Source organism: Nostoc sp. PCC 9305, from assembly GCF_963920915.1.
Classification (GTDB): Bacteria; Cyanobacteriota; Cyanobacteriia; order Cyanobacteriales; family Nostocaceae; genus Nostoc.
In genome coordinates this window covers 80,745-94,174 of record NZ_CAWUDN010000018.1, presented here as the reverse complement: position 1 = coordinate 94,174, position 13,430 = coordinate 80,745, and the positions used below count along the sequence as shown (strand labels likewise).

The following is a 13,430-nucleotide window of genomic DNA, read 5'->3' as shown; positions in this document are numbered from 1 at the left end:
GGTGGATTCATCCGGTTCAAAGACTCGTTAACGGAGATAAAAGGTGGATTCATCCGGTTCAAAGACTCGTTGACGGAGTTCAAGAGATTTTTAACAACTAAAATTATTCAATCTTGTGGGGTGGGTATCTTACCCGCCTTTGATTACGGGCGGGCGAGACGCCCACCCCACAAGAAGTAAGATGTCCTACTTCTTCCAGTCCCTCTTTCTCTGACCATTTTTTTATGAGGCGAGTTTTCTCCTCGGTGCATCAAGAACAACTTCCGCGACTGAAAAATCACGTTTAATTTTCAAGTTGTTGAGATAAGCGATCGGATCGTCGGCGTTAAAGGGCGTACCATCGAACAGTTGGATCGGTTGGCGAATATAGCTAATATCCAAACCTAATTCTCGTGCGGCGGTGCTGAAAACACGCACTCGACACACCCGTTCCACAACTTCTACCCAATTTCTGGGGAAAGGAGTATCACCCCAACGCGCCAATTGACTCATAATCCAAATTTGTTCAGTGCGACTAGGGCGGTTGATCGCGGAATCGGAATAAAACTGGTGATGGGCATAGTCTCGCAACGGATGGTTTAAGTCACAGGTGAGATTATCTGGATCTTCGAGTTGAATGTATTCTAAATCAGTGCTGACGTACTCTCGCCCTGCTAAAATTTGGCGAATTTCTTGGGTATTTTCGGGATTTGCACAATACTGACAAGCTTCTAACAAAGCTTTAGTCAAAGCGATATGCGTATTTGGATAATTTTCTGCCCAATCTTCCCGCACACCAAGAACTTTACCGGGGTGTCCCAACCAAACTTCTAAGTCGGTAGCGATGGTAAAGCCGACATTTTCCACAGCAGCGCGGTAGTTCCAAGGTTCGCCTACGCAGTAACCATCGATGCTTCCAGTTTTTAGGTCGGCTACCATCTGCGCTGGGGGAATGGTTTTCATATCCACATCGCAATCCGGGTCAATTCCACCAGCCGCTAGCCAGTAACGCAGCAGCAAGTTGTGCATCGATGCGGCATGTACTACCCCCATTGTGTGCCGTTGTTCGCGGGTGCGAAGCAGGTATCTTTTGAAATCTGATAAGGTTTGCACACCTTGGTCATAAAAGTGTTTTGCCAAGGTAATGGCGTTACCGTTGCGAGTCATGGTGAGGGCGGTGACAACGGGCAGAGGTTGGTTATTATGTCCTCCTAAAGTTAGCCACATCGGCATCCCTGAAGGCATTTGAGCCGCATCTAAATAACCGCCACTGATGCCATCTTCTATACCCCGCCAGCTACTTTCCCGCACGAGGTTAACTTCATCTAAACCATGCTTGACAAAAAAGCCTTTTTCTTTAGCAACTGCTAAGGGGGCGCAAGCTGTCAGAGGTAAAAAGCCAATTTCTAGGTTAACTTTTTCTAATCCATGACGGGCAACGTCGGCAGTTTTCCGCGCCCGAATTTTCTTAATCCGTTTTTGCTGATTGAGGAAGTAAATCATCTCACTCCGCAAGCTGTAGTAACTGGGATGTTCTACTACTTCCATCCGCTTGCGGGGTCTGGGAATATCCACTTCGAGAATGTCGCCAATTTTAGATTCGGGGCCGTTAGTTAGCATCACAATTCTGTCAGATAACAGCACTGCTTCATCGACATCATGTGTCACCATCACGGCGGTAACTTGATTTTCTTCGCAGATTTGCATCAGTTGTTCTTGCAAATTGCCGCGTGTGAGTGCATCCAATGCACCAAAAGGTTCATCTAGCAAGAGTAATTTGGGGCGAATCGCTAAGGCGCGGGCGATCGCAACTCGCTGCTTTTGTCCACCTGATAACATTCCCGGTTGTTTGTCAGCATGGGGACGCAAACCCACCATATCAATATGTTTTTCGATAATAGCGTTGCGATCGTCTGCGGATGAACCTTTCATTACTGAGTCCACGGCGAGGGCAATATTTTCTCTTACCGTCCGCCAAGGTAATAGCGAATAATTTTGGAACACCACCATTCTGTCTGGGCCAGGTTTGGTGATTCTTTGTCCTTCGAGAGTGACAATACCCTCAGTAGGCAAATCCAAACCCGCAATCATATTTAAGAGTGTGGATTTGCCGCAACCGGAGTGACCAATCAAAGAAACGAATTCTCCTTTTTTAATTTGAAGGTCGATTCCTTTGAGGGCGATATATTTGCCACCACCAGTTAATTCAAAAACTTTATCAATTTGGTCAACAGCTACGAACATACTTATTTGTCCTTTGTCATTAGTCCTTTGTCATTAGTCTTTTGTCTTTCGCCATTAGCCCTTAGTACGTGGTCATTAGTCCTTAGCTTTCTACAAATGACCAATGACTAATGACTAATGACCAATGACTATTTTTGCTCTGATGGTAAAATCTTGTTTTGCAGCCAACCCATCGCTTTATCTAGGATCAACCCAACAACACCGATATAAACTAGAGCCAAAATTACTTCGCTGACGTTGTTGTTTTGATAAGCGTCCCAGATGAAAAAGCCAATGCCAACAATACCGGACATAACGATTTCGGCGGCGATAATTGCTAGCCAAGCTAAACCGATCGCAATTCTCAAGCCGGTAAAAATGTAGGGTAATGCCGCCGGAATCAAAATATTAGTGAAATATTCTTTGCGGCTAAGTTGCAGAACTTTGGCAACGTTGTTGTAATCTTGGGGAATTTGGGTAACGCCGACAGCAGTGTTAATTAGGATGGGCCAAATGGCGGTGATGAAAATTACGAATAAGGCTGCGGGTTCGTTTTGCCGTAAAGCTGCTAAAGAAATCGGTACCCAAGCGAGAGGTGGTACAGTCCGCAGTAGTTGAAATATGGGGTCTAAAGCTTTGGACATGGTTCTATTAACCCCAATCAGAATGCCCAAGGCAATACCAACGATCGCAGCTAGGGTATAACTGATGGCAACCCGTTGCAGACTAGCGAGAATCTGCCAAAATAGACCTTTATCAATGCCACCTCGGTCATAAAATGGCCAGAGAATTAGTACCCAAGTATCTTGGATAACCTGTATTGGCCCTGGTAATGTGGCTCCTGGAATCCAAGCGAAGAGTTGCCAAAGAACGAGGAAGATTGTGATAGCGATCGTTGGTGGTATCAGATCGGGAAATTGCTTTTTCAGACTGGATATAAAGCTATTACTCAATCTAGGGCTTGCAGGGCGTTTTTGGGCTATTGTCATGATGCTGTATTCTCCTCAAATTTTATTTTTTATTTGTCCTAGACGCGATGAATCTTTAGACGCGATGAATCGCGTCTCTACAAGAGATTAATCGCGTATCTAAACACTGACCTTCTTGATTTTGAGACTCTTGAGATATTCTTCTGGCTTTTCGGGGTCAAATTTGATGCCATCAAAAAACTCTTCTACACCACGGGATGTATTTGTAGGAATATCAGCAGCAGCAATACCAGCTTCTTTGGCAGCTTCTTTCCAAATATCTTCGCGGTTGACTTTGTTGATAAGTTCTTTCGCTTTAGCAGCATTATTATCTAGATAATCTTTTGGCAAGAATCCCCAACGAACGTTTTCAGTAATGAACCACAAATCATGACTCTTATAGGGATAAGAAACACTACCTTTTTCATCTTTCCAGTAGTAAGCAGCCATTGATTTATCATCAATTTTGCGGCCATCACCCATGTCATATTTACCTTGGTATGGATCTGCTAATATTTCAGGGGAAGAAAGGTTGAAATAATTTCGTCCAGCCAGAATTTCAGCCGCTTCTTTGCGATTATCAAAATTATCTAGCCATTGTTGGGCTTCCATAATTCCTTTTAAAATTGCTTTGGTCGCCTTGGGATTTTTATCAACCCAGTCGCCTCTCATGGCTAGATATTCTTCAGGATGATTTTTCCAAATTTCTGCGGTTAATGCTGCTACGTAGCCGATTTTGTCTTGCACCAGGCGATAAGGCCAAGGGTCGCCTGTACTAAAGGCATCCATTGTTCCTGTTTTCATGTTGGCCACAGTTTGCGCGGCTGGTACTGTGAGCAATTTGACATCTGCATCCGGGTCTAAGCCGCCTGCTGCTAACCAGTAGCGAATCCATAAATCTTGATTGACGTGGGGAAAGGTGAATGCAGCAGTGAAGGGAGTTGAGGATTTTAATTCCGTGAATAGGGACTTAGCGCTGGCGAGTTGTAGACTAATACCTTTGCCTTGGTGCTTGTTTGCGATCGCAATTCCATTTCCATGCGTAATTAATTGACATAACACATACATGGGAATTTTTTGATTGCCCTTGGTAATTAAACCTTCTGTAATCAAATGTGGCATTGGCATCTGCCATTGACCACCATCTATACCACCACCGGCAGAACCAATTTCTACGTTGTCTCTGGCTGCACCCCAAGAAGCTTGTTTGGAAAGGTCAACATTAGTCATCCCATACTTGGCAAAAAAGCCTTTTTCTTTAGCAATAATTAAAGGAGCTGCTTCTACAATGGGGATATATCCTAACTTTACTGTAGTAGTTTCTGGTGTTTGTTCGGGACTAATATTAGCAACCGTTTGAGCCGTTGGCTGTACTTGGGTGCTTCCACCAGTCAGGTTTTCAGGAGGATTCCCCAAACAGCCTTTGAGGAATACAGCACCCGCAGATACTCCAGCTGTGAAGATAAATTTGCGGCGAGAAATTTGATTAAAAAATTCTGTCATAAATATCTCCTGAAAACGTGAATGTTATTTTTTATAGCTATGACAATTTAGGCAAAAAACCTTGTGTTTCTTGCATTATTAATGATTAATCAAGCTATATCTGACCAAGCGATCGCAGCCATTTCATCAATGAAATAGCTACCTATATAAGAACTCGGTTAAATTATTGGCTCTGCTTTTCTAGTGTGATGCAGAGGTGTCATTCACCTTGTTGAAATCAGTTTACAGCCTTTGAAGCCCAAATTGTTAACTTGGAACCTCGATTTATTAAATAAATATTAGATTGGATGTATAAGGAAAAGTTTATCTATTATCCTCAATTATAGGAATAATTTTTAATGTATCAACTCTTATTTATGAAGACTATTATGTTTACTTTATGATTGACTATCTTCACTTATTTTGTAACTTAACTTTAGTAGTAATTTGTAATCTATAAGTTTTTATTTATCACAACCATTATATTATCCCTGTAATTTAGGAGCGCACTGCGGTGAGAGTGAGATGGTAAGACTGGGAAAGTTGAAGACCTAAGCAAACACCCCAAATAGGGTATTTCTTATCTAGCGATCGCAACTATCTGCCGTTTCCAACACCACGAATAAACCCCGTCTCTTTAAGCAGCAGCCGTAGTTCTGCGTGACGAAGTTTAGTGTCCTTGTTGTTGTTTTCCCACATATCCGAAAAGAAGTCTTGCATTAGCGCAATGATGCTGCGGTACTTGACGATGCTGGCAACATAGAACTTATCTAACTTCATGACTCTATCAGCATGTATCTGCTCGATGTTGTCGAGTAATATAGAGCGCAGTTCATAAGGTTTTAAGTCTTCTCTGATGCCATATTTTTCCATAATCCTGCGTTTATCGTTCTCCGAACATAAATCATACGGCGATCGAATCAGATGACCAAGATTCCGCAAGACTTCTCCGTAGTCATAAAATGTGTTCTGCTTAAAAAAAGACTTTTCATCTTTAGTTAACGTAAAACTCTTATCAAGTACCAAACCAAAATCGGTCAAATACGTCTGCTTCCCGTCGGTGAGAATATTGCGAAAATGTGCGTCAAAGTGGATAATTCCCTTCTTTCTCAAAAAGGTAATCGTCGTGCGTAAGTCATCCAGGGGTTTTTGAAGTTTGTTGGGGTTGTCTTGCAGCCATGTTTCCAGAATATGCGGTATGTACTCTAGAAATAGAACCAACTCATAGTTGGCGATCGCTCTATCTAACATATAATTTCCGGCGTTGGCACTATTGCCCCAATACTCCACATAACTTTTTAGACGCGACTTATCTATATCCGCCCGCCGCCCAGAGAAAGGAATAATCCGATAATGGTACATCAGTGGGAAAGTGGCAATTACGCCTGACAATACCCAATTGGTTGTCTTGATATGGGTAACGAGTTCCCGGAAGACCCCAAAACCAGTGGAACCGAAGCCGTAATTACAGTAAGTTGGGAGATCGTAGAGGTTTTTGGTGGAGAACAGATTGTCATATTCGATGTTTGTAACCGGAACACGTTTCACAAAGACCTTGGATTTTCCAAGGACGATGGTGTGATTCATTCCCCAACCCGTACTCGACTCATTCGACTCACTATTGTCAAAGAGAAAACGCAATTGTCTATTATCTAACTGAGCGATTTGTGAACTGAGATTGAAGTATCTCTTCCTTCTAAGTTCTATATGCTTCTTAGGCATTTTCACCCGTCCAGCCACAGTATGAGAAAGGGTAAGACTATTGTGATATCAATTCAATTAATGAATGATTGCAACACATCCTTGGCTAAAGACGCGATGAATCGCGTCTCTACAAGGCAAATAATTGGGAGTAGTTCAGGTAGTGTATTCGGCGTTAATCTTCACGTAGTCATAACTCAAATCACAACCCCAAGCTTTACCCACACCATAACCATTGCCAACATTAACGGAGATTAACACCGTATCCTGTTGGAGATAAGCACCCACCGATGCTTTTTTCAAATAAGCACTTGCTGCTGCACGGTCAAATTGTAGAGGTTGTCCATTTTCTAACATTAAGAAATTTCCTAGCTTAATTTGCAGGTTTTCTTGCTCAAAGGGCACACCTGCACGTCCGGCGGCGGCGGCGATGCGTCCCCAATTTGGATCGCGTCCAAAGATTGCAGATTTAACTAAGGATGAACCGGCGATGGTTTTGGCTATTTGTCGGGCTGAAATTTCATCATGGGCTCCTGTTACTTCTACTTCAATTAGACAGGTTGCACCTTCACCATCACGAGCGATCGCTTTGGCTAAATGCTGGCAAACTGCTGTTAACATCGCCTCTAATTTCTCTGCTTCTGCGCCCCATTCTATAATTGCTGGGGTGCGAGATTGACCGTTTGCCAAGGCAATTAAGCTGTCGTTGGTGCTGGTATCACCATCCACAGTAATGGAATTAAAACTTCTATCAGCTGCCCTTGCTAACATTTGTTGCCAAAGATGAGGCGAAACCACAGCATCACAAGTAACAAATGCCAGCATGGTTGCCATATTGGGGTGAATCATACCGGAACCTTTGGCAATGCCGCCAATTCGTACCGAGCGGTCACTTATAGTTGTTTCTAGGGCAATGGATTTTGTTACTAAGTCTGTGGTGATAATCGCACCAGCAGCAGCATCCGAACCTGTTGCTGATAGTGCTGCTACTACTTTAGGAATCCCGCTTCGCAAAGCATCCATCTTAATTCTTTGACCAATCACACCAGTGGAAGCCAATAATATAGATTCAGATGGAATGTTTAGGGCTTGGGCTACTGCCAGAGCAGATTCTAGGGTATCAAGGTTGCCTTGAGTTCCTGTTGCGGCGTTTGCTTGTCCAGCGTTGCAGAGGATGGCACGAGCGCTCTGTTTGGCTTGCAATCGTTGGCGACAATATTCTACGCAGGCAGCTTTCACTTGGCTGGTGGTAAATACACCAGCTGCGATCGCTTCCACTTCTGAGAATATCAAAGCTAAATCTGGCAACCCCGAAGGTTTCAATCCTGCGGTAATTCCCGCCGCCTGATACCCCCTTGGTGCTGTGATACCACCTGTGATTTCTTGCCAATCTGCCATTATTCTTCCTTACAACTATCAGGTTGGATAGGTCAATTTGTACTTTACAAAAGTGCTGAGTTAGGAGTTACGAGTTAAGAGTTATTAGTTTCCCCACTCCCTACTCCCTTTTATTGTGAGTTTATTTGCTGATGGCAATAATAATGCACCAGTTGGCGATTGGCATAATTGTTTTTACCTTTCTTATGACGAAAAACCAAAACAAAAAAGGAGAGCCACTTGGGTCACTCTCTAGATCGTCAGGATACATCTACTTACCGATCTCTCTAATTTACTTTTTAAGGGTTAATACTTATTTATTGAGATTATTTCTAAAAATTTTTGAACTTTATCCGTAAATACCACGAAAATAAAATAAAAAAGAGAGCTACTTAGGCAGCTCTCCAGATCATCAGGGTGCATCTACTTACCACAGCATATCATTTTACGTATGAGGGTTGTCACCAGCTTTTATATGAAGATTGTGTGAAGCAAGACCGGGAAAATACTTAGTTGGGGAATTGGGAATTGGGCATTGGCAGAAGAGGCAGAGGAGCAAAGAGGCAGAGAGGAAAAACTTACTGAAACTTCTCCCCTGCTCCTCTGCTCCCCTGCCCCTCTGCCCCTCTGCTCCTCCTACTTCCTCACCCAGCGAAGTTAGCTTGACAGCTCACTAGGCGTTCAGTTTTTTCTCGACCAATTCATTAGTCAGCTTAGGATCGGCACGTTTTTCTGTCTTTTTGAGAACTTGTCCGACAAAGAAGCCTTTGAGATTAGTGTTACCGTTGCGATACTTTTCTAGTTCTTTGGGATTGGCGGCTATGACTTCATCAACGATAGGTTCTAGTACACTAGGATCGGTGATTAACTCTTGACCTGCAAAAGCTTTTTCAGGAGAAACACCACTGAGCAAATCTGGCAACTTTTGTTTAGCTTGAGCATTGCTAATTTTGCCAGTTTCAATGCGAGTGATGATATCTGCTAAATTGGTGGGAGTCAGTCCGATTTGACTAATAGTGAGTTTTTGCTTATTGAGGTGGGCTGCAATATCTTGAGTAATCCAGTTGGCAGCAGCTTTGGCATTTGCTCCAGATGCGATCGCAGTTTCAAAATATTCGGCGATTGAACGATCTTCTGTCAACACTCGCGCATCGTAAGGGGAAAGCCCCAACTCATTTTCATAATGATGGCGTTTTTGAGCGGGTAATTCTGGTAGTTCGCTACGCCATTGCTCTAATTGTTCATTTGACACCTCAATTGGTGCTAAATCTGGTTCGGGGAAGTAGCGGTAATCGCTAGAACCTTCTTTTACCCGCATACTACTTGTACATTGAGCGCCTTCTTGCCACAGCCGAGTTTCTTGGATAATGCGATCGCCTGCTTCGATGGCGGCGATTTGGCGTTCAATTTCGTAGTCAATCGCCCGTTGGATGGCGCTGAAGGAGTTCATGTTTTTAATTTCTACCTTCGTCCCAAACTCCTTTCGTCCCACTGGACGCACGGAAATGTTGACATCGCAGCGCAGAGATCCTTGTTCCATATTGCCGTCACTCACGCCGAGATACCGGACAATCCGGCGCAATTCTTCGGCATATTCAGCAGCTTCTAGCCCAGAACGCAGATCGGGTTCTGAAACAATTTCTACTAATGGGATACCTGCGCGATTGTAGTCTACCAGAGAATAAGAAGAACCGGAGAGGCGATCGCTACCAGCGTGTACCAATTTTCCCGCATCTTCTTCCATGTGCAGACGCGTAATACCAATGCGTTTGCGAATCGGATTACCTTCAGCATCTACCAACTCAATTTCTAACCAACCATGTTCTGCGATCGGTAGATCGTATTGAGAAATTTGGTAATTTTTCGGTAAATCTGGATAAAAATACTGTTTACGGTCAAATTTGCTATATTTAGCGATTTGACAATTTAGTGCCAAACCAGCTTTGACGGCGTATTCTAATACTTTTTCATTGAGTACAGGTAAGACCCCAGGTAAACCCATACAAACCGGGTCAATGTTAGTATTGGGGTCAGAGCCGAATGCCGTAGAGCTATTAGAGAAAATCTTGGTATTGGTACTCAGTTGACAATGTGTTTCTAAACCAATAATCGCTTCATACTCAGTTTTTACGGTCGTCGCAGTGGTCATAATATCAATAATTTGGGCATAATCCTTGTAGTGGTACTATTGTAGCGGCGTATTGAGTTGCTCTGAAGACGGTTATTTGGGTGAGCAATGCTTACCTTTTGAGCTTGAAAAGGGAGATGCACATCTAAGGTGAAGAAAATCTTAATCATTGGTTCTGGAGGTGCTGGTAAATCTACCTTAGCCCGCGAACTGGGAACCATCTTAGGTTTAGAAGTGATTCACTTGGATGCTTGGTACTGGAATCCTGGTTGGATTGAGACTCCAAAAACTGAATGGCAGAGCATAATCCAAGACCTAACCCTACGAGAATCTTGGATTATGGATGGTAACTATGGCGGTACTCTCGACCTTCGTTTATCAGTTGCAGACACGGTAATTTTTTTGGATTTTCCCCGGATTTTATGTTTATCGCGAGCGATTAAACGTCGCTTCATGTATGCAGGACAATCCAGACCTGATATGGCATCAGATTGTCCTGAAAGATTGAACTGGGAATTTCTCAAATATATCTGGTCATACCCAATTACTCGTCGTCCTGGAATTGTAGAAAAACTTAGTCAATTAACGCCAAACCAGCAAGTTATTATTCTCCGCAAACCAATAGAAGTCAGAGAGTTTTTGCAAAATATTTCTCACAATTCAGATTTAATCAATTGATTTTTATGAAAGTTATCTGAAAGAATATTGCATTTACTAGCGGAGAAACGCTATAGGTAAAGTGGATATTGCTATTTATGTGCTAACCAATTACCAGTAACCAAGGAGAAATTACTATAATAAGGTATTAAATTGGCAAATTTATGTCAGGGAGCAACTAAGATTATGATTGATGTCAAAACAGCAGTAAATGCTGCCTATGGATACATAAAATCCATACAAGACATGATGGGTTCTTCATTAGGAGATTTGAGACTTGAAGAAGTTGAACTTTCTGAAGATAAAAGCTTCTGGTTGATTACTCTAGGGTTTGATATTCCTAAAAAAGCTCCTAAAAGCCGATTGGAAGACTTAATTCCTTCTTCTCTTGCTTCTACCCCTGTGTTGTATGAACGAGAATATAAACTTTTTAAAGTGAATTCTCAAACTGGCGAAGTAGAAGCAATGAAAATTAGACAAGTATGAAAGATTTGATTGCTTCCCTTGTTCGTCGTTATTGCCAAAAAGGAATTTTAATTGATACAAATATCCTGCTTCTCTTTTTAGTTGGGAGCGTCAATCAAGAACGAATAACTAAATTTAATCGAACCCAGCAATTTATACCAGAAGATTATGAGCTTCTGCTAGCATTTATTGCACGCTTTCAAAAACTTGTAACAACTCCAAATATTCTGACAGAAGTGAATAGCCTTGCAAATCAACTTGGTGAACCTGAACGTTCTCAATGCTTTGCAATATTTGCTCAATTCGTTAAAAATGTTGCTCTTTTGGATGAATACTACGTAAATAGTTTAGATGCTGTTAATACTGAAAAATTTGTCAAGTTTGGACTTACTGACAGTGGAATCCTAACTTTATCTAAAGGGAAGTATCTTGTACTAACTGATGACTTCAAGCTAGCAAGTTATCTTCAAAGTGTAGAAGTTGACGTGATTAACTTTAACAATATTCGTGTCTTTAACTGGAAGTAAAAATATGAAATTATTTTGGAAGCGTTAATTTCTATAATTTCTACATACAAATTAAAAAATGCCTGGGAGTGTTGCCGTGTTTCCACCCCAGACATTTTTTATTCTTAACTTGCTCCTCACACACAAATAGATAATATCACTACTTCTATCAAATGGCAAGTATATTGAGTGACAATTCTAAAACCGCATAGGCAATCCAATATCTGACAAATTAAAAAGCGCCTGGGAGTGTTGCCGTGTTTCCACCCCAAACGCTTTTTATTTTTAACTTGCTCCTCACACACGAATCTACGATATCACCCCTTCTATCAAAAGGCAAGTAAATTATGTGACACTTTGTCAACTGCACACCTTATGGTCAATGATTTAGTGTAAAAAGTGACGTACACCAGTTAAAACCATCAGCAAACCCAGTTCATTAGCAGCTTTGATGGAATCTTTATCGCGTAAACTTCCCCCTGGTTGGACAATGGCTGTAATTCCTGCGGCTGCGGCTGTTTTGACTGAATCATCAAAAGGGAAGAATCCATCGCTGGCGAGAGTTGCACCTTTGGTTTTTTCTCCAGCTTGTTCTAGGGCAATTTTAACTGAGCCAACGCGGTTCATTTGACCAGCGCCTACTCCTAGTGTAGTGCGATCGCTTGTCACAACAATGGCATTAGATTTAACGTGTTTGCAAACTTTCCACGCAAACAGCAATTCGGCTAATTCGCTGTCGGTGGGTTGACGTTCGGTGACTATTTGCCATTGACTGGTGTCTGCAATTATATCATCGGCGGCTTGGACAAGGAAACCACCTGCGATCGCTTTCACTGTATCCTTAGGGCCACTACTCAAATCAGCTAAAGTCAAAATCCGCACGTTAGATTTCTTAGCCAGAATTTCTTGAGCTTCTGCATCACAACTTGGTGCAACCACACATTCTAAAAATGTTTTGGTTAACTCGCTAGCCGTAGCTGCATCAATCGGACGGTTGAGTGCGACAATTCCACCAAAAGCAGAAGTAGAATCAGCATTGAAAGCTTTTTGATAAGCTTCGGAAATTGTACTTCCCAATGCCGTACCACAGGGATTTGTATGTTTGATAATCGTTGCGGCTGGGGTATCAGTGAATTCTGCAATAATTCGGCGTGCGGCTTCTAAATCAACTAAGTTATTGTAACTAAGTTCTTTGCCTTGGAGTTTTGTAGCGGCTGCCCATCCTGTTGGAGTAGTGCCAGTTTGATACCAGGTGGCGGGTTGATGTGGATTTTCACCGTAACGCAGAGATTGTAATTGTGTGCCGCTAAGGGTGTATTGCTCTGCATCTGCGAGGTAAGATGCGATCGCGCGATCGTAGCTAGCAGTGTGCGAAAATCCTTTTAAAGCCGCCTTTTGCCGAAACTCTAGGGATGCTACGCCGTTATTTTGTCGTAATTCCTGTAAATACTCGTCATACTGTGCTGGATCGCATAATACAGCAAGATGAGCGAAGTTTTTTGATGAAGCGCGTAGCATTGCTGGCCCACCGATATCAATTTGTTCAACAGCTTGGGATAATGTTACCCCTGGTTTAGCGATCGTTTCCTCGAAAGGATATAGATTCACCACCACTAAATCAATCGGGCGAATTTGGTTATTTTCTAAATCTGTAATATCTTCGGGAACATCTCGCCGCGCCAAAATCCCACCGTGAATTCGGGGATGCAGCGTTTTGACTCGGCCACCTAAAATTTCTGGTGAACCTGTATAATCTGCAACTTTGGTAACAGGGAGTCCCGCATCTTTGAGGGCTTGGGCTGTTCCCCCACTGCTGATTAAATCAAAGTCAAATTCTTCAACCAAGCTACGGGCTAGGTCAATTATACCAGTTTTGTTAGATACACTCAGCAGGGCTAGACGCGCCATTGATCAATTCCTTAAAAGTAAGCTAGAAGCGAAGGA

General features: G+C 42.5%; 10 protein-coding genes. 3 read left to right on the top strand and 7 right to left on the bottom strand.

The features are described from left to right. Positions 1-222: 222 nt before the first annotated feature. The 6 genes from ACM0OX_RS09340 to gatB all read right to left on the bottom strand — a co-directional run bounded on the left by ACM0OX_RS09340 (position 223) and on the right by gatB (position 9,879). Positions 223-2,229, bottom strand: coding sequence for a nitrate ABC transporter ATP-binding protein (locus ACM0OX_RS09340; RefSeq protein ID WP_414514637.1), 2,007 nt, complete (start codon positions 2,227-2,229; stop codon positions 223-225). Positions 2,230-2,351: 122 nt separating this feature from the next. Continuing rightward, positions 2,352-3,191 (bottom strand): nitrate ABC transporter permease, encoded by an 840-nt coding sequence (gene ntrB / locus ACM0OX_RS09335; RefSeq protein ID WP_414514636.1) that lies wholly within the window; start codon positions 3,189-3,191, stop codon positions 2,352-2,354. A gap of 99 nt (positions 3,192-3,290) precedes the next feature. Continuing rightward, complete coding sequence (locus ACM0OX_RS09330) at positions 3,291-4,673, bottom strand: CmpA/NrtA family ABC transporter substrate-binding protein (RefSeq protein ID WP_414514635.1); 1,383 nt, start codon at positions 4,671-4,673, stop codon at positions 3,291-3,293. Between the two features lie 576 nt (positions 4,674-5,249). Beyond that, positions 5,250-6,374: a hypothetical protein gene (locus ACM0OX_RS09325; RefSeq protein WP_414514634.1), complete on the bottom strand. Its 1,125-nt coding sequence runs from the start codon at positions 6,372-6,374 to the stop codon at positions 5,250-5,252. A 135-nt stretch (positions 6,375-6,509) separates the two neighbouring features. Then, a complete protein-coding gene (gene argJ, locus ACM0OX_RS09320) occupies positions 6,510-7,751 on the bottom strand; it encodes a bifunctional ornithine acetyltransferase/N-acetylglutamate synthase (protein WP_414514633.1) in 1,242 nt (413 codons plus the stop codon). 652 nt (positions 7,752-8,403) lie between these two features. Beyond that, on the bottom strand, positions 8,404-9,879 hold the full coding sequence (gatB, locus tag ACM0OX_RS09315; protein WP_414514632.1) for an Asp-tRNA(Asn)/Glu-tRNA(Gln) amidotransferase subunit GatB: 1,476 nt from the start codon (positions 9,877-9,879) through the stop codon (positions 8,404-8,406). A gap of 129 nt (positions 9,880-10,008) precedes the next feature. On the opposite strand from gatB, the gene ACM0OX_RS09310 reads away from it, so the two are divergent. The 3 genes from ACM0OX_RS09310 (at position 10,009) to ACM0OX_RS09300 (ending at position 11,507) form a co-directional block, all read left to right on the top strand. Next, positions 10,009-10,536 carry a DNA topology modulation protein gene (locus tag ACM0OX_RS09310; RefSeq protein ID WP_414514631.1) on the top strand — a complete coding sequence of 176 codons (528 nt, stop codon included), beginning with the start codon at positions 10,009-10,011 and terminating at the stop codon, positions 10,534-10,536. 165 nt (positions 10,537-10,701) lie between these two features. Further along, a complete protein-coding gene (locus ACM0OX_RS09305) occupies positions 10,702-11,001 on the top strand; it encodes a hypothetical protein (protein WP_322675481.1) in 300 nt (99 codons plus the stop codon). Next, entirely contained in the window at positions 10,998-11,507 is a 510-nt protein-coding gene (locus ACM0OX_RS09300; protein ID WP_414514630.1) for a PIN domain-containing protein, read from the top strand. The genes ACM0OX_RS09305 and ACM0OX_RS09300 overlap by 4 nt, the downstream gene beginning before the upstream one ends. Positions 11,508-11,873: 366 nt before the next feature. Here the strand turns inward: ACM0OX_RS09300 and purH are convergent, their stop codons facing one another. Next, on the bottom strand, positions 11,874-13,394 hold the full coding sequence (purH, locus tag ACM0OX_RS09295; RefSeq protein ID WP_414514629.1) for a bifunctional phosphoribosylaminoimidazolecarboxamide formyltransferase/IMP cyclohydrolase: 1,521 nt from the start codon (positions 13,392-13,394) through the stop codon (positions 11,874-11,876). Positions 13,395-13,430 lie beyond the last annotated feature (36 nt).

Excerpts from the sequence above, each read along its gene's own strand:
- ACM0OX_RS09300 (WP_414514630.1), top strand. The coding sequence starts at position 10,998 with ATGAAAGATTTGATTGCTTCCCTTGTTCGTCGTTATTGCCAAAAAGGA.
- purH (WP_414514629.1), bottom strand. The coding sequence starts at position 13,394 with ATGGCGCGTCTAGCCCTGCTGAGTGTATCTAACAAAACTGGTATAATT.
- ntrB (WP_414514636.1), bottom strand. The coding sequence starts at position 3,191 with ATGACAATAGCCCAAAAACGCCCTGCAAGCCCTAGATTGAGTAATAGC.
- ACM0OX_RS09305 (WP_322675481.1), top strand. The coding sequence starts at position 10,702 with ATGATTGATGTCAAAACAGCAGTAAATGCTGCCTATGGATACATAAAA.
- gatB (WP_414514632.1), bottom strand. The coding sequence starts at position 9,879 with ATGACCACTGCGACGACCGTAAAAACTGAGTATGAAGCGATTATTGGT.
- argJ (WP_414514633.1), bottom strand. The coding sequence starts at position 7,751 with ATGGCAGATTGGCAAGAAATCACAGGTGGTATCACAGCACCAAGGGGG.
- ACM0OX_RS09325 (WP_414514634.1), bottom strand. The coding sequence starts at position 6,374 with ATGCCTAAGAAGCATATAGAACTTAGAAGGAAGAGATACTTCAATCTC.
- ACM0OX_RS09330 (WP_414514635.1), bottom strand. The coding sequence starts at position 4,673 with ATGACAGAATTTTTTAATCAAATTTCTCGCCGCAAATTTATCTTCACA.